40 protein-coding genes and 1 pseudogene are annotated in these 21,593 nt (G+C 46.8%); 22 read left to right on the forward strand and 19 right to left on the reverse strand.

Annotated features, from left to right (window positions below; all coding sequences use genetic code 11):
- Window positions 1–18: 18 nt before the first annotated feature.
- From AYY16_RS02685 to AYY16_RS02750, 15 genes are all read right to left on the reverse strand, one after another.
- Window positions 19–1,170 (reverse strand): tyrosine-type recombinase/integrase, encoded by a 1,152-nt coding sequence (locus AYY16_RS02685; protein WP_067361727.1) that lies wholly within the window; start codon window positions 1,168–1,170, stop codon window positions 19–21.
- 515 nt (window positions 1,171–1,685) lie between these two features.
- Window positions 1,686–2,225 carry a phage N-6-adenine-methyltransferase gene (locus AYY16_RS02695; RefSeq protein ID WP_067361733.1) on the reverse strand — a complete coding sequence of 180 codons (540 nt, stop codon included), beginning with the start codon at window positions 2,223–2,225 and terminating at the stop codon, window positions 1,686–1,688.
- Entirely contained in the window at window positions 2,215–2,439 is a 225-nt protein-coding gene (locus tag AYY16_RS02700) for a hypothetical protein (protein ID WP_067361737.1), read from the reverse strand. The genes AYY16_RS02695 and AYY16_RS02700 overlap by 11 nt, the downstream gene beginning before the upstream one ends.
- Complete coding sequence (locus tag AYY16_RS02705) at window positions 2,426–2,743, reverse strand: phage protein NinX family protein (RefSeq protein ID WP_067361740.1); 318 nt, start codon at window positions 2,741–2,743, stop codon at window positions 2,426–2,428. Before AYY16_RS02705 ends, AYY16_RS02700 begins: the two co-directional genes overlap by 14 nt.
- Window positions 2,727–2,900: a hypothetical protein gene (locus AYY16_RS20105; RefSeq protein WP_156664944.1), complete on the reverse strand. Its 174-nt coding sequence runs from the start codon at window positions 2,898–2,900 to the stop codon at window positions 2,727–2,729. The genes AYY16_RS02705 and AYY16_RS20105 overlap by 17 nt, the downstream gene beginning before the upstream one ends.
- A 285-nt stretch (window positions 2,901–3,185) precedes the next feature.
- Window positions 3,186–3,455, reverse strand: a complete 270-nt coding sequence (locus AYY16_RS02710; protein WP_067361743.1) for a hypothetical protein — start codon at window positions 3,453–3,455, stop codon at window positions 3,186–3,188.
- Between the two features lie 2 nt (window positions 3,456–3,457).
- Complete coding sequence (locus tag AYY16_RS02715; RefSeq protein WP_082970564.1) at window positions 3,458–4,372, reverse strand: DNA cytosine methyltransferase; 915 nt, start codon at window positions 4,370–4,372, stop codon at window positions 3,458–3,460.
- 50 nt (window positions 4,373–4,422) lie between these two features.
- On the reverse strand, window positions 4,423–5,286 hold the full coding sequence (locus AYY16_RS02720; protein WP_067361749.1) for a RecT family recombinase: 864 nt from the start codon (window positions 5,284–5,286) through the stop codon (window positions 4,423–4,425).
- Window position 5,287: 1 nt separating this feature from the next.
- Entirely contained in the window at window positions 5,288–6,100 is an 813-nt protein-coding gene (locus AYY16_RS02725; protein WP_067361752.1) for a PD-(D/E)XK nuclease-like domain-containing protein, read from the reverse strand.
- The gene (locus tag AYY16_RS02730; protein WP_067361755.1) at window positions 6,072–6,308 is read right to left on the reverse strand and encodes a hypothetical protein; all 237 of its coding nucleotides are present in this window, start codon (window positions 6,306–6,308) and stop codon (window positions 6,072–6,074) included. The genes AYY16_RS02725 and AYY16_RS02730 overlap by 29 nt, the downstream gene beginning before the upstream one ends.
- Window positions 6,305–6,550, reverse strand: a complete 246-nt coding sequence (locus AYY16_RS02735) for a hypothetical protein (RefSeq protein ID WP_067361757.1) — start codon at window positions 6,548–6,550, stop codon at window positions 6,305–6,307. Before AYY16_RS02735 ends, AYY16_RS02730 begins: the two co-directional genes overlap by 4 nt.
- Entirely contained in the window at window positions 6,547–6,675 is a 129-nt protein-coding gene (locus AYY16_RS21355; protein ID WP_263317258.1) for a hypothetical protein, read from the reverse strand. Before AYY16_RS21355 ends, AYY16_RS02735 begins: the two co-directional genes overlap by 4 nt.
- A gap of 77 nt (window positions 6,676–6,752) precedes the next feature.
- The gene (locus tag AYY16_RS02740) at window positions 6,753–7,391 is read right to left on the reverse strand and encodes a cell envelope integrity protein TolA (protein WP_235846192.1); all 639 of its coding nucleotides are present in this window, start codon (window positions 7,389–7,391) and stop codon (window positions 6,753–6,755) included.
- On the reverse strand, window positions 7,336–7,728 hold the full coding sequence (locus AYY16_RS20765; RefSeq protein ID WP_235846193.1) for a hypothetical protein: 393 nt from the start codon (window positions 7,726–7,728) through the stop codon (window positions 7,336–7,338). The genes AYY16_RS02740 and AYY16_RS20765 overlap by 56 nt, the downstream gene beginning before the upstream one ends.
- Before the next feature lie 492 nt (window positions 7,729–8,220).
- The gene (locus AYY16_RS02750) at window positions 8,221–8,844 is read right to left on the reverse strand and encodes an Nmad5 family putative nucleotide modification protein (RefSeq protein WP_067361762.1); all 624 of its coding nucleotides are present in this window, start codon (window positions 8,842–8,844) and stop codon (window positions 8,221–8,223) included.
- Window positions 8,845–9,154: 310 nt separating this feature from the next.
- On the opposite strand from AYY16_RS02750, the gene AYY16_RS02755 reads away from it, so the two are divergent.
- Window positions 9,155–9,364 (forward strand): hypothetical protein, encoded by a 210-nt coding sequence (locus AYY16_RS02755; RefSeq protein ID WP_067361767.1) that lies wholly within the window; start codon window positions 9,155–9,157, stop codon window positions 9,362–9,364.
- A 68-nt stretch (window positions 9,365–9,432) separates the two neighbouring features.
- Here the strand turns inward: AYY16_RS02755 and AYY16_RS02760 are convergent, their stop codons facing one another.
- Window positions 9,433–9,732: a hypothetical protein gene (locus AYY16_RS02760; protein ID WP_067361769.1), complete on the reverse strand. Its 300-nt coding sequence runs from the start codon at window positions 9,730–9,732 to the stop codon at window positions 9,433–9,435.
- A gap of 414 nt (window positions 9,733–10,146) precedes the next feature.
- On the opposite strand from AYY16_RS02760, the gene AYY16_RS02765 reads away from it, so the two are divergent.
- The gene (locus tag AYY16_RS02765; RefSeq protein WP_067361771.1) at window positions 10,147–10,344 is read left to right on the forward strand and encodes a DUF2767 family protein; all 198 of its coding nucleotides are present in this window, start codon (window positions 10,147–10,149) and stop codon (window positions 10,342–10,344) included.
- Window positions 10,345–10,381: 37 nt separating this feature from the next.
- On the opposite strand, the gene AYY16_RS02770 is transcribed toward AYY16_RS02765, so the two are convergent.
- From AYY16_RS02770 to AYY16_RS02780, 3 genes are all read right to left on the reverse strand, one after another.
- Entirely contained in the window at window positions 10,382–11,479 is a 1,098-nt protein-coding gene (locus AYY16_RS02770; protein ID WP_223861160.1) for a ParA family protein, read from the reverse strand.
- 217 nt (window positions 11,480–11,696) lie between these two features.
- Window positions 11,697–12,038, reverse strand: coding sequence for a DUF3024 domain-containing protein (locus AYY16_RS02775; RefSeq protein WP_067361773.1), 342 nt, complete (start codon window positions 12,036–12,038; stop codon window positions 11,697–11,699).
- 30 nt (window positions 12,039–12,068) lie between these two features.
- Complete coding sequence (locus AYY16_RS02780; RefSeq protein WP_067361779.1) at window positions 12,069–12,749, reverse strand: LexA family protein; 681 nt, start codon at window positions 12,747–12,749, stop codon at window positions 12,069–12,071.
- Between the two features lie 80 nt (window positions 12,750–12,829).
- On the opposite strand from AYY16_RS02780, the gene AYY16_RS02785 reads away from it, so the two are divergent.
- The 20 genes and pseudogenes from AYY16_RS02785 to AYY16_RS19505 all read left to right on the forward strand — a co-directional run bounded on the left by AYY16_RS02785 (window position 12,830) and on the right by AYY16_RS19505 (window position 21,529).
- A complete protein-coding gene (locus tag AYY16_RS02785) occupies window positions 12,830–13,057 on the forward strand; it encodes a helix-turn-helix domain-containing protein (protein WP_067361783.1) in 228 nt (75 codons plus the stop codon).
- 121 nt (window positions 13,058–13,178) lie between these two features.
- A complete protein-coding gene (locus AYY16_RS02790) occupies window positions 13,179–13,520 on the forward strand; it encodes a hypothetical protein (protein ID WP_067361785.1) in 342 nt (113 codons plus the stop codon).
- Window positions 13,521–13,650: 130 nt separating this feature from the next.
- A pseudogene (locus tag AYY16_RS21825) lies at window positions 13,651–14,548 on the forward strand (replication protein).
- Entirely contained in the window at window positions 14,545–15,237 is a 693-nt protein-coding gene (locus AYY16_RS02800) for a replication protein P (protein WP_223861159.1), read from the forward strand. The pseudogene AYY16_RS21825 and the gene AYY16_RS02800 overlap by 4 nt, the downstream one beginning before the upstream one ends.
- A gap of 24 nt (window positions 15,238–15,261) precedes the next feature.
- Window positions 15,262–15,513, forward strand: a complete 252-nt coding sequence (locus AYY16_RS02805; protein ID WP_067361790.1) for a hypothetical protein — start codon at window positions 15,262–15,264, stop codon at window positions 15,511–15,513.
- A 12-nt stretch (window positions 15,514–15,525) separates the two neighbouring features.
- Complete coding sequence (locus AYY16_RS02810) at window positions 15,526–15,732, forward strand: hypothetical protein (protein WP_067361794.1); 207 nt, start codon at window positions 15,526–15,528, stop codon at window positions 15,730–15,732.
- A 4-nt stretch (window positions 15,733–15,736) separates the two neighbouring features.
- Window positions 15,737–15,928: a Lar family restriction alleviation protein gene (locus AYY16_RS02815; protein WP_067361796.1), complete on the forward strand. Its 192-nt coding sequence runs from the start codon at window positions 15,737–15,739 to the stop codon at window positions 15,926–15,928.
- Window positions 15,929–16,372, forward strand: a complete 444-nt coding sequence (locus AYY16_RS02820; RefSeq protein ID WP_067361799.1) for a recombination protein NinB — start codon at window positions 15,929–15,931, stop codon at window positions 16,370–16,372.
- A 12-nt stretch (window positions 16,373–16,384) separates the two neighbouring features.
- On the forward strand, window positions 16,385–16,681 hold the full coding sequence (locus AYY16_RS02825) for a hypothetical protein (RefSeq protein WP_067361803.1): 297 nt from the start codon (window positions 16,385–16,387) through the stop codon (window positions 16,679–16,681).
- 285 nt (window positions 16,682–16,966) lie between these two features.
- A complete protein-coding gene (locus AYY16_RS21360) occupies window positions 16,967–17,089 on the forward strand; it encodes a protein NinF (protein ID WP_263317257.1) in 123 nt (40 codons plus the stop codon).
- A 72-nt stretch (window positions 17,090–17,161) separates the two neighbouring features.
- Complete coding sequence (locus AYY16_RS02835) at window positions 17,162–17,452, forward strand: DUF1364 domain-containing protein (RefSeq protein ID WP_067361806.1); 291 nt, start codon at window positions 17,162–17,164, stop codon at window positions 17,450–17,452.
- Window positions 17,449–17,820, forward strand: a complete 372-nt coding sequence (locus AYY16_RS02840; protein WP_067361810.1) for a RusA family crossover junction endodeoxyribonuclease — start codon at window positions 17,449–17,451, stop codon at window positions 17,818–17,820. The genes AYY16_RS02835 and AYY16_RS02840 overlap by 4 nt, the downstream gene beginning before the upstream one ends.
- A 189-nt stretch (window positions 17,821–18,009) precedes the next feature.
- A complete protein-coding gene (locus tag AYY16_RS02845) occupies window positions 18,010–18,513 on the forward strand; it encodes an antiterminator Q family protein (RefSeq protein WP_067361813.1) in 504 nt (167 codons plus the stop codon).
- A gap of 351 nt (window positions 18,514–18,864) precedes the next feature.
- Window positions 18,865–19,176, forward strand: coding sequence for a phage holin family protein (locus tag AYY16_RS02850; protein WP_317853335.1), 312 nt, complete (start codon window positions 18,865–18,867; stop codon window positions 19,174–19,176).
- On the forward strand, window positions 19,169–19,561 hold the full coding sequence (locus tag AYY16_RS02855; RefSeq protein WP_067361816.1) for a M15 family metallopeptidase: 393 nt from the start codon (window positions 19,169–19,171) through the stop codon (window positions 19,559–19,561). The genes AYY16_RS02850 and AYY16_RS02855 overlap by 8 nt, the downstream gene beginning before the upstream one ends.
- Entirely contained in the window at window positions 19,558–19,935 is a 378-nt protein-coding gene (locus AYY16_RS02860) for a hypothetical protein (protein ID WP_067361819.1), read from the forward strand. The genes AYY16_RS02855 and AYY16_RS02860 overlap by 4 nt, the downstream gene beginning before the upstream one ends.
- The gene (lysC, locus tag AYY16_RS19500; protein WP_156664945.1) at window positions 19,904–20,080 is read left to right on the forward strand and encodes an Rz1-like lysis system protein LysC; all 177 of its coding nucleotides are present in this window, start codon (window positions 19,904–19,906) and stop codon (window positions 20,078–20,080) included. Before AYY16_RS02860 ends, lysC begins: the two co-directional genes overlap by 32 nt.
- On the forward strand, window positions 20,077–20,292 hold the full coding sequence (locus AYY16_RS02865; protein ID WP_067361821.1) for a hypothetical protein: 216 nt from the start codon (window positions 20,077–20,079) through the stop codon (window positions 20,290–20,292). The genes lysC and AYY16_RS02865 overlap by 4 nt, the downstream gene beginning before the upstream one ends.
- 124 nt (window positions 20,293–20,416) lie before the next feature.
- Entirely contained in the window at window positions 20,417–20,887 is a 471-nt protein-coding gene (locus AYY16_RS02870; RefSeq protein ID WP_067361824.1) for a hypothetical protein, read from the forward strand.
- A gap of 9 nt (window positions 20,888–20,896) precedes the next feature.
- Window positions 20,897–21,529 carry a terminase small subunit gene (locus AYY16_RS19505; protein ID WP_082970566.1) on the forward strand — a complete coding sequence of 211 codons (633 nt, stop codon included), beginning with the start codon at window positions 20,897–20,899 and terminating at the stop codon, window positions 21,527–21,529.
- Window positions 21,530–21,593 lie beyond the last annotated feature (64 nt).

The raw sequence follows: 21,593 nt of genomic DNA on the forward strand, positions 1-21,593 counted from the left end.
AACCAGTTAGCGGGTTTTTCATTTGCACTCACCAACTACACTTAGCGCGGTGTGGGACATATTTGGGACATCCTCACCAAAAACGGCATCAATTTGCTGTGCGTGCTGGCTTAAATGTCTCGGTGCCAGGTGAGCATAACGCCGTACCATTTCGATTGACTCCCATCCTCCCATTTCCTGCAACACAGACAGTGGTACGCCCGCCTGAATTAACCAACTCGCCCATGTGTGCCGCAGGTCATGAAACCGGAAGTTTTCAATACCGGCACGTTTAAGTGCAGTCCTGAACGCAGTGTTTCCGTCAACCCGCATTTTTCTGATAACCGGAGTCATTGAGCCATCAGATCTGTTTTTTGCCTTTGTATGAACAAAAACATATTTAGTGTGGTTGCCTATCTGTTCCCGCAGAACTTTACATGCAGTATCGTTCAAAGCAACGCCCAGCGCCTTTCCTGACTTGGTCTGATCCGGATGAATCCAGGCTACTTTTCTCGGCATATCTATCTGTGACCATTCCAGATTAACAATATTGGAACGTCTCAGACCGGTAGCGAGAGCAAATGTAACGACAGATTTAAGCGGCTCACTGCATTCATCGATCAGGCGTTTTGCTTCCCACGGCTCCAGCCAGCGTATCCGGTTGTTCTTCGGTTTTGGCACCCGGATGTTCGGGGCTTTATCGAGATATCTCCAGTCACGTTCGGCAGCGCGGAGTAGGGACTTAATAAAGGCAAGGTAGGCGGCTTTGGTTGCCACAGAAACCGGTTCTGATTTCTTACTGACGGGACGCCGTTTCCTGCCGGCGACATGCTTTTCCCAGTTCTCTTCCTGCTTCTGATTTTTCAGCTTGCTGACAGCATCATAGATTTTAATTTCATCAATATCTGCTAGGTGCATCCCTTCAAAGTGATCGAGCCAGAACAGGATTTTGGTCTTATCATCATCAAGTGATTTTTTACCTGATTTTTCCTCAAGCCACCGCGTGCAGGCAACCTCAAAAGTAACCTTCGGAGTTTCACCAAGTGCGCTTACACGCCACAGCTCGGCCTTTCGTTTATCATGCAACTCCTGCGCTTGCTTTTTGTCCGTTGTACCAAGCGACTCCTTAATTCTTTTACCATTGTGCGAGTAACTGGCGTACCAGGTCTCACCTCTCCGGAAGATTGACATGTCCTTTCCTCTTCCGCACTAATCACGCTTTCAGGCGTATTGTGCATTTTGTAGTTGATGGCTGCAATGCAATTTGCCCTGGTGAACTGCCACGGCGATTTGGGCTTAAGTGGGTCTTTTCTCGCACCAGCCAGTCTGCCGGCATCAATCCATTTTTTCAGAGTAGGGTACGATATCCCCATGAAGACACACGCTTCACGGCTATCCATCGGGTAGGAGTCTACCGCCGGCCGGCACAAAGTTAGTGCGCGGGGTTTAGCTAAAGTCGGTTTAGTTGCAACCTCCATCCTTCATCTCCTTCTCCAACTTAAATAAATACACGTTCAGCCAAATAGCCGGTATCGACCGCTTATGGTGATACTCGGTTAATAGTGACGTGAATTGCCTGAGGTGTTTCTTCAATATGGTGCGGCGCTTGTCGTCGTTAAGCGGGCGATTCGCGTCGAGTTCGTGATAGCATTCCCTTGCTATTGTGCGGCGTCCGTTCTCTGCTTCCTGTGGTGTCATTGGTCACCTCAGATTTGTGCTTCAAGTAACCGGCTGCCGATATCCATCAGGTCATCACGATTGACTGTGGTAATTATTTGGCGGGGATTGGTGAACGGTCGCCATATTAAAAGCATTGATCCTTTGTTATTCCCATTCACTGGCTTATTTGTTCCGGCATTGATAAATGATATCCGTCCACCGGTAATAAACCTGGCTTCATCGACCGTATCTAATGCTGACTTAAACCAGCCCACAGAAGTATCAGCAGGAACTAACATCACGACTGGTTGCAATTGCTCACTGGATTGCTCGGCGGCTTTATTAATCCAAGGCTGGATATCTGAATAAGGCGGGTTACAGAATATTGAGCCGTAACTCTGCCAGTCGGAGATTAATGCGTTGTCTTTTTCGGTGAGGTAATAAGGGCAGAGGGTATTATTTTTATCGGCGGCGGCATCAAGGTAAAAGCCGAATTCAGCGTCCAGTGCTGAGAATAACGGGAGGGGAGTTTGCCACAAATCACGCAATTCCTTTGGTGTTGCGCTCCCGCCGTAATCAGCTTTCATTCTCAGCCCTGCTATCATTTATATTAAACGGCATCCCGTCTGCCTTCATTGGCTTGATGCTGGCGAAATCACAAGGAACTATTATCCCGCCAAATTCCTGAGCCATCATTAATACTTGCTTTGCCTGAAGCGCCACTATGTTTTTCGGTAGCGCTATTTGATATGTTTCACCATTAATTAAAACCAATGTCGTTACTGCTTCAACTTTTTTCATTCTCCGCATCCTTCATCAGCAAATAAACCTCGCAACCGGCGCGGTATGGATTTTTACGAATACACCAGTATTCTTTGTGCTTTGCGCATACCATGTTGCCGACGATGTGAGTTAAGTCGATTTTGTTATCCATAATAATCGGCATTGCGTCAGCTGGGTTGTTGCAGGGGTCGAATTCTATAAGCTCATCACCGCCAATTAAATATATAATATTGGAGTCTGGCCTTATGCCTATAACCTTGCCAAGAGCAATAGCCATAGCCTTATTAATCTCAAAGTCTGACTTGTCACTGTATTTGTTCATTGACTAACTCCAGACCTGTATCGTCTAAATTACATTGGTACATGTCGCCGTTTTTATCAATCACATGAATAAAATCATCATAAACGCGATAAACGGTAACTGGGAATGGCAGAAACGACACGCGAATGCTATCACCTTTCTTTAATTCAATGTCCATTCAAAACCTCTGTACACACTAATTCAACATCCCGGACTATCATTAATTGCCGGACTCTCTGCTCACATTCTGCGAGCGTATAAATATCATCGGTAACAGGCACAGCAGAGCCGTGCATTACTAGTAGTAATACAAATCCGATGATGTTCATGATTTATTTATAACCAATATTTCCCAACTGCCGCGACAGATAAAAATACAACCCCACCAAAGAGGAACGAAACGACAAGGCAAAAGCAATAATTTAATGGGTCGTCTTTCATCACCCCTCCTGAATCTGCTTAATCACCAATAATTAGTTAAAGTAGTTGCTAAAAACGAGCCTTTAACATCTTTGTTTGATGGGTAGTAATATGTGGAATATCCATCACGCGGAACAGCTTTGAAATAACCAACATCGAACCTGTCGTGCTTTTCCCATTGCTGGCGGTCTTCTTCTTCAATTTCTTCTGACTTAATGGCTGCGTCAATTACCTCTCCCACCGTGTGTTCGCCACGCATCATCAGCGTTTTTGTGTCATCTGTTTTCAGAAACTCAACGATTTCTTTTTTCATATTCATTCCTCTGTTATCAGCATATAAGCCCTTATGAACTCTTCTGCGACCGGCGCAACGATGGCATTTCCGTAGGCGCGAATTTTTGCCACGCGACCGGCAACCCCATCAGCCAGCGGGAATGTTCCGGATTCAACTGCCCGCCACTTGTCATCCCGGCAGAACAACCAGTCAGCATCTCGCCAGTAGCCGTTAGTCGGGCTGGATATTGGCAATATATCAGTTCGTGCATCTGGTCTTTCAGATTTGAGCAACCGCCTTTTGTTTTGGCTCTCGCTAAGGCTTCCTGAGAGCGAATCGGCAACGAATCCATTGTGTTTGGAGTCGCCCATCCCGCCATCCATGCTACCCGACCGAGCAGGGCATTCAGCGGAACGTTCTGGCATTCCTTTCCATCCTTCCAATCCCGCGTTGTCGGTGTCGGCCACCCAGAACAATCGCTGTCTGATATGCGGCGCACCGTAGCCCGCAGCGCATAAATCGACCGCCGCTGTGGAGTAGTCCTTTGCTTCCAGGTCAGTTTGTACAAGGTCGAGCCAACCGAGGCCGTCTTTGCTTGCAACCTGTTCACCAAAGATAATGCCAGGCCTGCACTCGCTGATGAGATGGAAGAATGCCGGCCAAAGGTGCCGCTCGTCAGCAAACCCATTTCCTTTGCCTGCCGCGCTGAAAGGTTGGCACGGACAGCTTCCTGTCCAGACTGGTTTATCATCCGTCCATCCTGCACGGCGCAGGGCAAGTGACCACACTCCGATACCGGCGAAGAAGTGGCATTGTGTGAATCCGCGTAAGTCATCTGGTGTGACATCTTCAATACTCCTTTCGTCCACTACACCCGGCGCTATATGACCGGCAGCAATGAGATTCCGTAACCACTGAGCAGCGAACGGATCGATTTCGTTATAGTAAGCAGTCATTGTTATTTCCTCAGCATCCCTGCATTAAGCTTCATCCTGAAACGGTGGGGTTATTCGACGGGCGCTATTTCGTCTTTGCGGATTTGGTAAATATCAGTTGCCTTATCCAGCAGCTCCGCGTTATCTGCTAATTTTTTAGCACTGTATTTGTAGAACTTTTCGAGTTCGTCGATACTTTTCGCGCTGCCGGCCGCTTCCGTAAAGTCACATAAAATCTGATCTGGTGAGCGGTCGTCAGATGGTTTCTCTTCGACAGGTTTATTGTTAATCAGATTATTGAGGTCTTGTTTTGTGGCTCTTGGTGTTATGTCCCGCACTGCCCGTGGCTCTGAATCAAATTCGTCAGGCGTGTAAACTCCCAAGATGACCTCGGGGCAGTAGAGTCGCGCCCAATATTTCACCGCAAGGTAAGCGATCTGCTGCTTTGGTACTGTTTTCCAAAGCGGGGAGTTTCTGGTGGTAATGTCGAGCATATAGAGTGGTTCGCCCCAGGTGATTTCCGTATCACCGCGCAAAATTGCACCAACCTCAACATACAGACCGGTTTCATCTGATTTGTTTTTCGTGCCGGTAATGCGTGTCCAATCGCCACCGTACCGGTAATGAAAACGACTGGTAACAGCTTTTGAGCTGGTCACAACGGCATTAACCAACTGCGCCTCATAGCCCAAAACACCATTTACCAGGTGTGTTTTTTGAGCGACCGCGTAGGGATTCATCTTCCACTGCGCCGCTTGTAGAGCAATGGCGAGACAGTCAGCTTTATTCCCCGCCAGATGCTTCGGAATCGTTGCGATACCCATCGACATTACTTCTGCAAATGCCTGTAACTTTTGCAGCCCTGATGGACTGAAGATTGCGCTCGATGTGTCAGCTTCGCGATCGACATCAATTGTCGTTATTTCCTGTGACATATTAATTTTTCCTTCTTGCCCACTCGGGGCGCGATATTGGTTCTATGCCGCCCCAATCATCATTGACGCGACACTCATGAAAGGTTTGCAGGTTTTTTTTGAATAAATTAAACCCGACGTCGACGTCTTCAGAATCAAGCTCAAAAACATGGACAGGGTAGCGACCGCAGTCGATGGTTTCGCTGACAGCGATAAATAAAAAAACGGGTGATTCACCAAAGTGACGCAAATAACCTTCCTGATACATTGCGTGCTGTACGTGATAGCGAAATTCTTCGATGTGCCGCGGAAAACGCTCCATGTCTGCGACTTTTTTTACATCGATGATCACCGGCTGATTTGATAAAAACTTATCGGGTCTGATCCTGCATAACTCATCAACATCCGTGTCGTTCCAGTAAATTGACGCCTCGCTATACCCGTCCGCCTCAAGGAAATATCTGGCGGCGTGATGAGCCATTGCGCTGTCTCTCATGATCTTCAGCTTCCGGTGCTGTTCGTAATCTATTACGATCTTCCCTGTGCTTTCGCACGATTTCAGAAATTCCTTTTCGTCTTCCTTCCCTTGGTTCGTTCTGCGGTTAAACTCAGGCGCTTCAATGAACCGGCTATCGAACTCATCAGGCTCAAGCAAAAGGCAGTGCAGGGCGGTTCCCATATCCAGAGCCTTTAATTTCTCTTCATCAACCGGTGCTTTTTTACGCCACTGATAAACAGCAGGGTTTTTTGCTATATCGTCGAGCTGGGATTTACTAACACCTGATCCCTGGTGATAGTCCTCGTTACTAAGCCCGTAAAATATTCCCGTTTCCATGCAGCATGCTCCGTTTTCTGAGTGTGGTTTCGATTGCCTTCCTGACTTCGTTTTCTCCCTGATCTCCGAGCGACGCCAGCGTTTCCGTGCTGAGTCCGAATATCACGTCCTGTATGAATTCCTCAAAGTCACGCGACACAGCATCCTGCCATGCTGCATGCTCCATCCGCCGCTCTTCCTGAGCATCCTGCACTGCGTATGCGTTCATGCCGCCTCCCTGCCTGCCAGTGCTGCTATGACGTCCATGTCGAATCCCGCTTTCCGTAGCGTTTCAACAACTGATTGCTCATCCATGAGCCGTAATTCAGTACCGACTAACTCCTGTATGTCGGCATCGCTATTTCCTATAGCCTCAGAATCAAGTCCGTTGATAAATACCCGTCCGTGGGTAGTGATTACCGCCTTACCAGTGCCGCTTGAAACGCTGAAGTGGTCGCATGTTATTTTCACGCATGCCTCCCGTAACTTTCTCTGAGTAATTCCATTGCTAACCACCAGATGTCATCACAATTCTGGCGTATAGCTACCCGCGCCTGCGCTTGCGCCAGACGGAAAACGTTCTGATTGATAGTCATGTGATTACCGTAAAATAAGTAAGATGAGTGATGCTGATATGAAGAGTGTTGCCGCGTAGAGTGCGTGGTTCATGGCGTCAGTAAGAGATTTTTACTGATGATACGGTGCCTTTTGCAATGGCGATTATGCATGCTTTTGCACACTCTTCCGGGATGCCGGCAGCGATTAAATCCTGCATTGCCTGATTGTTCACTTTCGCACGATGATCGGTATCAGCCTGACGCTTTAACTCTTCCTGCTTCTGGCGCTCAACTTCTGCCAGTCGTGCTTTTTCGGCTTCCTCTGCCTTGCGACGCTCTGCTTCAATAGCCGCCAGCTTTTCACGTTCGGCGCGCTCCTTCGCTTCTTTGGCATCATTTGCAGCCTTTGCGATAGCTTCCTGCTTTTCGCGTTCAGCACGTTCCTGTGCTTCTCTGGCTTCACGTTCACGCGTTGCTGCTGCCTCGACTTCCTGTCGGGCTTTTAATTCAGCGGCTTCGCGTTCGTGCTTAACTTTCAGCTCGGCAGCTTCACGGTCGCGCTGTGCTTTTTGCTCGGCTTCGATGCGCGCCTGCTCAGCTGCCTGACGCTTGATTTCGTTTTCGTGCTCAATGCGCTTGCGCTCTTCTTCGGCTTTGCGCAGGTCGTGCAGTTCGTTCATCTGCAACGCTTCGTCGTGGTCACGTTCGATTTTTTTTAACCAGCTCTTCGGCTTCCACTCGCGCCTTTTCAGCATCTTCCCACACGGTGACAGGCTTGCGGATTTCATCGCTCAGTGCGTCGAGTTCATCACGGCATTGCTTGCGGCTGGCATCTACTTTCTTCGGTAGCTCTTTTAATTCATCAACGACCAATTTACCGGCTTTGTCGATGTATGTTTTCGACTGCGTTACTTTGTAGGCCAGTGATTTAATGGCGTCGCGGTTCTTTGCTTTGGATAAATCAGTATCCAGTTCAGCCTGCTCTGCGAGGGCTTTCTCCCGGATGCTGGACAACATCATTTGAACCTTATCCGGTGCCGTAAAAATGTCGAGCGCCGTCTCTGGTTCGATAATGACCAGTTCGTTTGACATAATTAACTCCGTTTATTTATAGGGTGGGTTACTTCTGTGTGAAAGAGAGCAGGGCGACTATGTGGCTTCTGCTGCTTCTGCTGACAAATGTATAAGCCCGCACTGAAGTAAAAATACGTCGCCATCATCGCCTTGCCATATCTGCGTGCACAATCCTTTGATTGTTATGTCAGCTATCACATAACATCTTCCAATCTCCGGCGGCTCCCGCACCGGCTCCGGAACCTGATGCCCGTTAATGTCGATGTAACGAGGCTTAAGGCGGTATTCTCTGTGCGTTTGAAAGAAGACGTCTGACATTGGATTCCACTTATCAGTGCTGTGAAATTTTTCCTCAAAATGTCGCTGCCAATACTGATCCGTCTTCGCTATCTCTGCTGCCTTAGCCATAAGGTCAGCATGTGGGTGTCCTGACATTGTTACTTCCTCCTATGCACTTCCCTGTGCTACGTGATGTCCGAATAGTTATCCCCGCTGCGGGGTGTTAGTCAGTTATGCCGCTTCTGATTCAGTCGGCAGACCAATAAGAGAGTTGAGATTTTCGACCTTAACCGCAGGTAAAGTTACACGCTCAATTTGCTCACCATCCGGAAGAATCTCTTTTACTTCAGGCCATACTGATATGAGCTTCTTAATCGTAGTCACTGAGTCCAGCGCAGATTTTACATTTGCTTTTATTTCGGCTTCTCTTTTCTCTATACTGGCTTCTTTCTCGTTAATTTGAGTAAACCGCTTACTTAGTTCATGATCTGCTGGGAATAAGCACTTATCATCACTTGGTGTGAGTAGAGAAATCGATTTCCCCTGACTATCGTCGCCATACGCCAAGCGATTTCGCTGCCCGCCAAATGCTGGATATATATAATAATCTTTAGCATTAGTTAGGTAGATATACCCATCCACTGTGTTTTGCAGATCTTTCACCAGCGCCAGTATTGAAGCCAGTTTTTCTTCTGCTCTTGCGGCGGCGTCATTACCGCCGAAAGAGGCGATCCTTGCGTCATTTGCCAGAGTGTTTTTTTCTACTCTTAACTTTTCTTTTTCTTCATATATTCCTGCTTTTTTCAAAGCGCTTCTGATGATTTCTGATTTGATGTTATTGGTTAACCGTGTCATATCTATTCCTCGTTGTGATCCCGAACTCACTCGGGAATATGGTTAGTCAGTATTGGTGATTGGTGGCAGGTGCTGATCTCCTGCTTGCTGATTAGAGCGCCCTCACTATCAGCGGCACTGTCTTGAGACGTCGAGTGGTTACGACAATCATGAGCGCTGTTTATACATCGACCGCGAGTCAGCCTCTCGCATTCACCAATCCCAATACTGACTGGATGCCTGCTTTTAACCACATCAGGCGAGGTGTCCGTGTGCCACTGATGGAAATAAGTTAAGATGCTCTTAACCCTATAAAATGAGACAAATAAAAATGAATAATAAAGACATTGCAAAGCGCTTGGACGCGCAGCATATTTTGCTGAAATCAATTTTTGACGCGCTGACTACTGAGCAAAAATCCGAGGTTGAGGAAAATATTAAAAGCCTGAGTCAGGCAGCTAAATACTCAGATATTCTGGAATCGTTTGACGACCCGGAAGATGCAGAGAAATCAGCATTGGATTTGCTTTACCTTAAATAAGACTATTATCTGAAAGAGATTAGCCCATCCGTGGGCTATATCTGCGCTCACACAATCCATCCCGCCGGTTATGCCCGCACTGTTATCCCGAACTCATCTTTCGGCTGCTTAGCCTTCACTCCGCTGAAAATTGCCACTTTAGGTAAGCAACAGTTATCACCGGACGGGAAGTATTCTGCTGGTTTCAGAGTCAGCGTAGGCAGGGGGGCTTTAACTGGCGGGAACACTGAGTCGAATATTTCTTCCACTGAGCGGCTTTTAGGCTTCGCTGCATACTCCGCACGCTTTCTGTCCCAGAAAGCCATCTGTTTAGCCAGACGGCGATTCTTCGCGTTATCTTTCTTTGGAATAACAGTAATTGTTGCCATATTGCCTCCTGAGTAATTTTTGGCGATTGGCCGATGGCGCTCTATCCATCATTCCCGTCATGCCTTTGGCGACGGCGGTCATGACCAATCCCAAAAACCACTCAGTGGTGATCTGACACTTATTCAGATCAGGTTCTAATTTGTTAAAGAGCTAATTCCGTTTTATCTTTGGCTCCGTGCCGTTGATGGGTTTAATTGTGTACCTTTAGTACGATAAAGACAAGACCAAAAGTACGGAAAATTAATAAAATAGTGACTATTAGTACAATGTTATTGATTTAACAGATAATTTATTTTCAAAAAATCGTCACGATTGGACGCAGATCACACCGGAGGGGGTGAGAAGTATACAATTATTGCCTGTCCAGACACTGTCGCGGGTGTTACTGTTGAGGAAATATATAGAGGTGACGTATGAGTAATGACCGCGAATTGATTTACAGTGAGGTATGCAGAGTAACGGGCAGAGCCGCTATTATGTTGCTGGATTCACGACAGATGATATCAAAAGCAAATATCCGGCAATTGCTGTGTTCCCATAAAGAACAAGAGGTTGATAGGTTTATGAGCGAGGTTTACGAGGTCGCTATCGACCTGATGAGTAACAGCTGACACAAAAAAGCCCTCGCGGGGAGGGCTGGGGTAACTGTCAGGATGTTATTTTTATCGTCCTTTCAGCAAGAAGAGAAAACTGTTCTTTAAATGCCGTTCTGCTTTCTTTCATAGTATTTAATGAGTGACCAAACTGCCCTGAATCTTTTATATTTTGGTCTGTTATATCAAAAACAGGTACTGATAGCGTTTGACTTATTGCAATCAATGAGTTGAAGTCTGATATATGAGCTAAATCATATGCAGATAATCCATTTCCATGGCTCTCATCCAGCACGTTTTGGATTAACGACTTATCTGCTACACAATTTATTTGGCTTAACTCAGGAATCAAAGTGTTATCTACAGCCTCTCTTATTTTCGATATCCATAATTCAAAAGATTTCGCTGGGGCTCCATTGCGCGGACGATAGCGCTGCTGAATCATGCCAATGAATTTAGGCTGGTTTTTAATGGCCTTAGCAGAGGCTCCGTCGTGAGATATTTTAAAGAAAGATAATTCTGCATGCCATTTCGGAATATTAATAGCCAGTGATTTGACTGCTTGCCAGCAAAAGAAATCTGGCGTAGCTGGTACTATAAAATAATCGCTAGACATTAATATTACTTCATTTAAACCGCCAACATTTGGGCTAAGGTCATATATAACATAATCTATTTCATGTTGGTCAGCTATTATCTGCAGGGTCTTTGGTAGGTTTCCTGGTATATTTCTCGTTGCTGGTATACCGGCGGCAATTTTAAGAGATACGCTAATTTGCGAATCAAGCTCCGCAACACTTAAATGCCCCGGAAGCAAGAATAGATTATTGTTTAATGTAGTCGTTAGTTGACCAGCCTCTGTTTCCAGGTATCTTTCTGGTTGTCCGCCATTAATTAAAAACTCAACAATCGGCCCCATTGTTAGGTTATTTCTACTAGCGTAAAACCCTTCGAGCCCATCAAAAATTCTCGAAAATCCGAGGACCATTCCCGTTAAATTACATTGTGAGTCCAAGTCAACCAATAAAACTTTTTTACCTTGATTTGCTAACTCCCAACCAATATTGAATGCCGTGGTTGTTTTACTAACTCCTCCTTTGTGGTTGAAAAAACATATAGATTTAGCCATTTTATTTCCGCCTTTGTTGCTCATTTATATTCCTTATTTTATCTCACTTGAGATCATTAGTAACCTACATTCACGGAATAATATTTGTTAAATTACATCGTCAACCACACCCTAAACCGCATCACCGCGCCCAACTCACCCACAGCACCGCATCTATCACAATCACAGCTATAAGCAGAGTGTACAGCTTGTGGCAGCATATCCAGTTGTATAGGCGCTTCATTGGATTAGTGTCAGGCTGTCAGCCAAAGAATCGATGGGTCGCGTCTTCGTCAATAATTTTTATTGCGTCGGAAAAGCTACCTATCATCTTTGCATCATAGTGTCGCCAATCGTTATTTTCAGTAGACCAGAACAATGACCATGAATTACTGACTCTATTGATTGTTATTTTTGCCAGCATTTCTTCCACGGTTCCGGAACTCCAGGCAAGTTGCCTAACATCAAAAATGACCACGCTATCATCTTCAATGCGATATTGAAGGTCATGCTCATCCCTAATGTGTTTTGGTGGGCGGTATTTTTCCATGAAATAGTTCATGCATTGTTTAATTTGTGCAACTTCAATGTCATTAAATGCCATTTTTTATCCTCAAAACGTGTCGTCAGGCTGTCAAACAAACCGCATCATCATCTGCACAACCACGCCGATAATTTTGCAGTTGCCATTAATAGGCGTCATTGGCCATGCAGGATTTAATCCCTTAAGAAATCTAGCGCTTCCGTCAATTATCAGTTTTTTAAATGTCGCTTCATTAGAATCTGTTAATTTAGCTATAACTAAGCTTCCATTAATGGCATCTCTGCCTGTATCAACAAGCACTAACGACCCATCGGGAATGCTAGTTCCCATCGGAGCGGTCATTGAATCGCCTTCAACCTTCAGCCAAAAGGCAGAGCCTTGAACATGAACTTCTGATTCATACCACTCATCTATTTGATCAAGTGAATATGCCTCACAGGCGTCATTCCACGCCCCAGCCTGGATAAGGCTAATAACAGGGTATTTAGGTGATGGCTTGTATGGCTTAGGTTGAGAGACGTTATTATCAAATCCCGCCATGCTCCCATGCTGCAACCAAACAACATCGCACCCCAAAAACTTAGCTAGGTCATTCATTCTATCTTGTCTTGGTAGCGATTCTCCATTAAGCCACTTACTGACAGCTTTAGACGACACGCCAATAGCTTTAACTATCGCCGCGCCTCTTCCATGTTCATTAAGCCCCGCATCTTTACAGGCCAGTGCTAGCCTCTGGGCAAAACTATTCCGCACTTTTTCAGCTTGTACCATAGGTTCAATTATAAACGCCTTGCAAATAACTTTCAGTACAGAGATAATGTGTACTTAAAGTACGACAATGGAGATCGCATATGGAAAGTATACGCACACCAATTACAGATATTGGGGTTGTCAATGTAGCAAAGGCATGCGGAGTAAGTGAGCGAGCAGTGTACAAATGGATTAACAACGGATTCCTGCCAAAGACTGAATTCTTTGGGAAAACGAACTACGCAGAAATCATCCAGTCCATTTCAAATGGTAAGTACAAAGCGAGCGATCTGCTTACTCTTAGTCAACAAAAACTACTTGCAGCATAACAAACCACCGCTCTTTCAAAATTTAGCCCGTTCCGGATATGCGCTGGAACACTTTTTCAACACAGCAACACCTCACAGGAAGTGAGCGAATAACTGTATCTCAATAAGGACATTGTGAATTATGGAATTATCAAAAAGTATCAAAGTCGATTGCACATCTAACGAGCTGATGAGCTTTTTCATCCGGCAGACGTTCGCCATGAAGAATGACAACCTGGCAAAAGAGTTAGGTATTCATCCAACGGCAGCAAGCCGGGAAAAGACAAGAGCGTTTCGGCTGGCATGTAAAGCAATCACAGCGCTTGGGTTACCGGAAGATTCAGTGAAGGTTGAAAGCAAGCCACCGCGCTTAGTGGTCGAGGGCGCTGATGCTGAATGGCTGATGCAGATGCTGGAGATGAAGGGAAAGGTCAAAAGAAAAGCCCCGGCGGTAACCGAGGCTCAGATGGACTTAACAATTTAAACAGCAAATACACTGTATCAATAAACAGTAATTTAGCAAAGGGGAAATTAACGGCTCCCCTTTTTGATGCAGCAAATTATGGAGTAATTATACATGAGTTTAATTATTAAACAAAGACATGGAGGTCGCTATGAATACAGCGGAGTTGTATGAATTCCCTGTTAAGCCGGAGCAACCACGAATGGCAGATCTGGACGATGGCTATACCAAGCTCGCCAATGAACTGCTGGAGTCTCTTTCATGTTGCAATCTGACAGCCAGACAGTTTCGGGTCATGTTGGCGCTGATCAGAAAAACATACGGGTTCGGGAAGAAAAATGACCGGATAGCTGATTCTCAGTTAGCTGACATTTCAGGTCTGTCCCGGCAGAACGTAAATAAGGCAAAGAAAGAATTAATTTCAATGAATTACATCGTAAAAGATGGCAACAGAATTGGGGTTAACAAAGAGGTTTCAGCGTGGAAAAGTCAACTTAGAGACAGTGTCTCTAATCTGGAGACTAAAAAAAGTCTCTAAGTTAGAGACAAATGATGTCTCTAGTTTGGAGACACACAAAAGAAATACTTTAAAGATAAAAGAAAATATAAACCCTACGTCCGAGAATTCTGACGAATCCTCAGACCCGCCGAAAAGTAAATTTGTTTCTGTCAGACCAGATGCCGCAGTCAGTTCACCCAAGGGAAACCAGTGGGGAACCGCTGATGACCTGAAAGCTGCTCAGTGGATTTACTGCAAAGTCCAAATCATTTGCCCGTCAGCACAGGAACCAACCTGGCACGGCTGGGCTAATGACATCCGCCTGATGCGGCAGATTGACGGCAGGACTCACGAAGAAATCTGCCGTCTGTTCCAGTGGGCGAACAAAGATCCATTCTGGTGCTCGAATGTTCTGTGCCCTGCAAAGCTCCGTGAGAAGTGGGGCACATTGGTAATTCAGAGTCAGCAGCCGGGGAGAGCGCAACGTGGCGCAGCACCTGAGCAGCCTGTCGATTGGAACACAGCAGAATCATGGGAGGGCTTTCTGTGAAACCAAACATCGTTACCGCAATTGCCAATCGTGATGCCGGTGCGCTGGCAAGAATGTCACAAGCGCCTGCCGGGGGTAAAATTATAAATCCCGAGGCAGAACAATTAGTTGATGCGCTATTCCGGCAACTCAAACAGGTGTTCCCTGCCGCAGCACAAACCAACCTGAAATCACCTGACGATGAGCGTTACGCAAAGCAGCAGTGGATCGCCGCATTCGCTGAGAACGGGATTCGCACCAAAGAACAATTGTCAGCAGGCATGCGCTGGGCGCGGGCAAGCAAAAATCCATTCTGGCCGTCACCGGGGCAATTCATCGAAGGCTGCCGCCAAAATGATCCTGTCGGAGTTGGTCTTCCGGACATTGACGAGCTTTACGGCATGGTCATGAAGTTTAGCGCCAACCGCAGCATGTACCGGACGGCAGAGGATTATCCATGGGCTAACAACGCATGCTACTGGATGGTCACGAAATTATACTCGGTTATGCGCGCATCCGGACTAACTGAGTCGGAGCTGAGAAAGCGCTGCGGTCAAGAATTGGCGGGGATGACTGCCAGAATCCGATCAGGTGAAAACATACCAGCTCCCCGAGTGATGATCCCGAAGATGCATATCCCGGTGCCGAAAGATAAGGCGCTGGCACATATCGCGGATATCAAGGCTAAGTTCGGCTTCCGGACGGCATAACCCAAGACAGAAGGACTTTTGATTATGAGCGGATACGCTTTGCTTCAGGAATATTATTTCACTGATGCAGATAAGCACGGATGGATGGATGCGATGAGTTATCTACTGGATAACTACAAAGAATTTCCGGCCGATATGGATGTGAATATTCAGCAGGAACCGGAGTTCAAAAACTTCCGTTTCGTGAAGTCACCTGAAGGCGTGGTTCTGTTTGCAAACTGCATGGTGCCGGGCATAACAGCAGATGATTTTAATCAGTTCAGAGCGATTAACTGAGGACTTTTGATTATGGAACCAACGGAGTTTGAAAAGTGGTGTGCGGGTGAGCTTGGCTATTCGCCTGAGTACATCATGACGCAGCGGAAAGAGAATATTTTCGGTGGCACCGAATACAAGCATGGTGAGATTGGCATCAGATACCGCGCTTATACCGCGGGCGTAATAAGCATGCTGCCATATCAGACACCGGCACTACCACAACCACCGGAGGAGTGATGAAATGACAGAGAAAACACAGAAGCTAAAGCCATGCCCGTTTTGCGGATGCGCGGACATCACAATTCACAAGCCGACATATCAGGATATGACTCTGTTCAGTATTGCCTGTGACGGCTGCGATGTACGGATTAAGCGCTTTAACGAGCCGGAGGCAATTTCAGCCTGGAACCGGAGAGCACCAACAGGGGGTTAAATGCAAAAACAGACATTCCTACTCAGGAATGCGCGAATACTCAGCAATCTCAAAGCAGCACTCGACAATCTTCCGCTCAACGACGATTTTCCCCTCGAAGTAAAAATCTCAGACTCATCCCGAACACTCCCGCAAAACGATATGTTCCACGCACTGTGTGGCAACGTCGCAGAGCAGCGCATCGTGTGGGCTGGTAATGCATGGGGATTGCAGGACTGGAAATGTATTTTTGTGTCCGGTCACGCGAAAGCCACAGGCAGAGACGGGAAACTTATTCCTGGACTGGAGGGCGAGATTGTACCGCTGGCAAGAGAGAGCACTGCAAGCATGGGTAAGAAGCGCATGACGAGCTTAATCGAGTACTCGCAGGCGTGGGCTATAGGTGAGGGAGTGAAGCCCCGCACAACGCGATACAACTTTAATTATTACGGACATCAGGAATAGGGAGCAGGAATCATGACCGAAAAAATGTACCTGAAACTTAATTTTATCATCAGTGCTTTTCGTGACCGCGAGACGTTCACGTCCGGTGACGTGGCGTTGGCTATGGGATGGCTGAGAACAACCGCAAACGCAAAGATGTGCATCCTTGAGGAAATAGGGACGGTCGTCCGGGTCTGCTCGAAAAATAAGCGCACTATTCTGTATGCGGTTACACCCGGTGCGGACGCCTGCCTTGATTCATATTATGCGATGGCGGGTAATCATTTTTTCAAGGGGTTTGACGCGAAGCTGCGGGAGGTGCGGACGTGAAGACTAAGCAGACCTCAATGGAATTAATCCACTATGAAAAAGGCAAAGATAAAAATCCAAAAAATACATGGTGAGACATGACAACGGGAAAACAATACTGGAGCAGGAGCTGAGCGTTACCTGTGAGTTATTTTTTAGCCGCGGCTTCAAAGTTGAAATAGCCATGGATGATTTTCCGAGATTTGATAATGAAACTGATGCAGTACTGAAGTATGCCGATTGGCTTGAGCGGCTCGGTATAGCGCTGCGACGAGAGGCAAAAAGGTCAATTAAGCGAGGCATACCATGACTTGCGCTCTATGCGGTAAAGAACTCGCAGACGACGAAACATACGCCTGTGAGCAATGTGCTGATGACTGCCAGCATCTGGAAGTTGTCGATAAAATCAGAGGGGAGAGTGATGCGTAAATATATCCCGTGGATTATGTGCTGGGTGATATTTTCACTCTGCCTGGGTATCTATGAATACTGGTGGTGATTATGGCTAACTTACGAAAAGAAGCGCGGGGCAGAGAATGCCAAATTCGTATTCCGGGAGTGTGTAACGGCAACCCTGAAACTGTGGTATTGGCTCATTATCGGATGGTGGGATTATGTGGCACCGGAATGAAGCCTGACGACATGTTCGGAGCGTGGGCGTGTATTGCGTGTCATGATGAGATAGACCGGCGTACACGGCTGACGGATGCGGAATATGCAAGGATGTGCCACCTCGAAGGTGTTATCAGGACGCAGGCACAACTTCTGGAGGAGGGGAAGATATCGACATGAATCAATACCACCTGAAATTGCCGTGGCCACCGTCAAATAATACGTACTGGCGTCATGCAAGGGGTCGGCACTACATCGCAGAAAAAGGAACCAAATACCGGCAGCACATCACAGAGTTAATCAAACAGCAAAACCTAGATATCAGCACCACTTCCCGCATCAAAGTCAGCATCACAGCAAATCCCCCGGACAAACGACAGAGAGACCTCGATAACCTTCCAAAGGCGGTATTCGATTCGCTCACGCATGCCTGTTTCTGGAAGGACGACAGTCAGATTGATGATATGCGCATTCGGCGCGGGGAGAGGGTGAGTGGCGGTTCTCTGGATATCACGATATGGGAGATAGATGATGACAGCATTTACTGATATTTCCTCGGCAATCGAAGAAGCCCGCTGGCTCAGGCAGGAAACAAAGCATCACCACGTAGTCACACAAAGAAGAGACGGACACCTCACAGTACGGCAGGAAGCCGGTGAAAGTAAGGAATCGTTACTGAGGAAGGCATACAGCACCCGGTACGACTGCCACAAGCACACTGTATTGCCGGAGGTAAGATGAGCTATATCGGAGAAAAGGAACTCACAAAGGATCAGTTGGACTGGCTTAATCAGTGGCTGGAACTGTGGGGTGCGTGGGTTCACTCGGGCAGGATTGATATCCGCAAAATAAATATGATTTATAAGTTTATGCAGACGGTAGAGCCGGATAAAAACCCGACCAGACCAATGTGTAATGACGATGACGGAATGTTGATTTCTCAGGTCGTAGATTCCGTCATCGCCACTGACGCACAGGCGTATGCGATATTACTCAGTTACTATGCCAACGGGTCATCTAAGCTGGCGATTGCATCTTACTATCACGGAGTTGCAAAACCACGCAAAATGCAAACGAGGGGAGGGAATAAAATCAGGCGTCCGTCACTCGGGACTTGTCGTAATGAGGTCAACGATAAACTCAAGGCGGCTCAATGGGTTTTGTATGAACCGTTGCGAATTGCAATGAACAGTCGCAAACGAGTGGGTAAAATACGTAAAATAACCGAACTTTGCTATTGACTTACTTTATCGAATTAGCAATACTTATCAGGTAAGTTGCTTTACGTGTACCTTAAGTCACTTAACCAGATTAACGAGCCTCGCCAAGTGCGGGGCTTTCGCATTTCTGCAACTTGTAACGATAGCTTACAGGTTCAACTCTCCGGAATTTCCGGATAGTTCGAATCAGTTGTCAACCGATAGTTGACTACTCACATGTTCGGTTATTCCGAACAACTGATACCAGAGGTCGCCATGTGCGGCCTTTTTTCATATACGCCGCCACAGAATCCTGAACAAACAAACGTAATCATCGCAGAGATACTGTGCGCGGCACCCTATTAACTAAATTCCTCCGTCAGGGGGTGAGCCATGAAAAAGATGCCTAACGACCCGAATAACTACGGCTGGTTCAGTAGTCTGCTGATAGTCATCATGACTTTACTCGGCACTGCTGCCAGTTGTGCCTATAAAGCCCTGAATGGTGAAGTCATCAGCTGGGGCGTTTTCTTTCTTCAGATGGTTGTCTCTGTTTTTGCCGGTGCGCTGGTCTTCCTCGCTGCCAGTTATTATACATGGGTTCCGGAGCTGTCCGGCGGCATTGCAGGTCTGGCGGGATGGTCAGGTGCTGAGTTCATTAAGGCGCTTGAGAAACGGATAAAAAGGAAAATTGATAATGAGTAGCTTCAGATTCAGTAAGCGCAGTGAAGATAACCTGAAAGGCGTCAATCCTGACTTGGTGAAAGTTATCCGCCGCGCGCTGGAGATTACACCGGTGGATTTCATTGTTATTGAAGGTCTGCGCACACAAGCTCGCCAAAAAGAATTGGTCGCAGCTGGTAAATCACAAACAAATAACAGCCGACATCTGACCGGCCATGCAGTAGACATTATTCCGGTTAACACCAAGTGGCAGATTGAAGAATTCAAGCCGTTGCTGAAAGCAGTTAAACAGGCTGCTGATGAACTTGGCGTGAAGTTGCGGTTCGGTATCAACTGGAAGAATGACCCGTCATTGCCGATTGAGACACGGTTCATTGATGCGCCTCATATCGAAATACCGGCATGAGTACCGCGACAAAGATATGGCTCGGTATTTGCGGAACACTGGCTATCGGCTTGCTGCTGATGCTACACCTGTACGGCGGGCTGAAAGATAATTATCAGCTGTTGTCTGAAAAACACAGTCGCCTGACCACTGTTAATAACATCACCATAGCGGCAGTCGCAGTCAATCACCGCGTATCACTCGACAACATCAACGCCAAACAGGTAGAGGGTACTGAGCATGTCAAAGTTAAGACTGTTATCAAAACGGTTTTCAAAGACAGCGAATGCGCTGCTATTCCTGTGCCCGCTGATGCTGTTAGTGAGTTGCAAAAGTACGCCGCCGGAATACGTGCCCGCGCCAGTGGTTTCGATACCGCCAAACCTGACCGCTGATTGCGAACAGATAGTTATACCGGATGATCTGACGTTCGGTGGCGCTGTTGAGTTGCTGGCTGATGCAATGAAATACATCGCCAACTGCAATCACGATAAGCGGGCAATACGGGAGATTGAACAACAACGGCAGGTGATGAAATGAAGCAATACAACGCAACGGCAATAAAATACTTCAAAGTAACGATGCATATAGATGAACTCGCAGTCGTGGGGTACTCAGCAACACCGGATATCTATAAAGAAGGTGACACTTTCATCACTGTACTGACAGATCCTAACAGGATAGAAACATACAGCATTCGTGTTGATTTGGTTCAATCATTCGCAGTCACCCCAGTAGCTGACGAAATATAAAATTCTGCAAACGTCGCTTACGAGTGGCGTTGATAGAGATTTATATAGGTTTTTGACTCCAGTGGTATCGCTGTACCACGGGCAAATACAAAACAAACCAGATTATTATTCTGATTGAGGACGTATGACAACTATCGCATGGGACGGAGAGACACTGGCATCTGATAGTCAGGCTCAGGCATCCGATATTATCTGCTCTACATCGGAAGTGAAGATATACCAGCCTCAACCAGGGGAGCGTTGGAGTATCTACGGTGAGACAGTATTAGCTATCGGGTGCGCCGGAGAGTGTGGTATCGAAAGAGAACTACAGAAACTGATGTCAGAAAACCTGACTTACGCATCACAGTTCATCCCGTCGACCTCATTCACTGCCATCGCGGTTATCAGCAAAAACCTCGCATACATTATTGGCAAAAGTCAGGGTGAGGACAGGGCAGGAATATCGCCACAGACAGAACCCTATGCAATCGGAAGCGGCAGCGTTATCGCCAGCACGGCTATGCACTGCGGAAAAGACGCGGTAGAAGCTGTCCGTATTGCTATTGATATGGATCCTAACAGCGGCGGGCACATTCAGGCGTTTACGATTTAAGGAAAAGGTATGGCACAAAAGAAACCAACGCTCACTGATGAGCAAAGAGTTCTTTTTGATGCCCTGACGAAACAGCAACAGCAATTCGCGTTAGGCATCCTGAAAGGGCTGAATCAGACCGATGCCTACAAACAGGCTGGCTACAAAGTGAAAACCGATGCGGCAGCAAGATCGCAATCAAGCCGAATGCTAACATTTGCTAACGTTAAATCGTTTCTCTCCGCAATGAGCACATCCGCTCTCTCGGATGCCGTTATGACCCGTCAGGAAGCCTTGGAGCGACTATCTGCAATCGGACGTGCGTCAGTATCAGAAATGGTTGAGTTCAGTGAGCACGACATGGGGAAGGATGACGACGGCAATCAGGTTATACAAGCCGTCTGGCGATTCAAAGACTCGGCATTGCAAAACCCACAAGCGCTGTCCGCGATATCTGAACTGACCGCTGGTAAAGACGGCATCAAGTTAAAACTGCACGACCCGAAAGCCGCGATAAAACAAATCGTGGATATGCAAGGGTGGGAAGCGCCGAAGAAACTGGATCACACGTCAACAGATGGCACGATGACCCCGACCGGAATTGACCTTAGCCACCTGAGTGTTGATCAGCTTTTGCAACTGAGAGAAAAATCCAGAAAATAGCCTCTCTTTAACATAATGACCGTTACCCGAATAAGCGAAATCAGGTTCATTCAAAAAGCATTCT

Source organism: Morganella psychrotolerans, from assembly GCF_001676155.1.
GTDB classification, from domain to species: Bacteria; Pseudomonadota; Gammaproteobacteria; order Enterobacterales; family Enterobacteriaceae; genus Morganella; species Morganella psychrotolerans.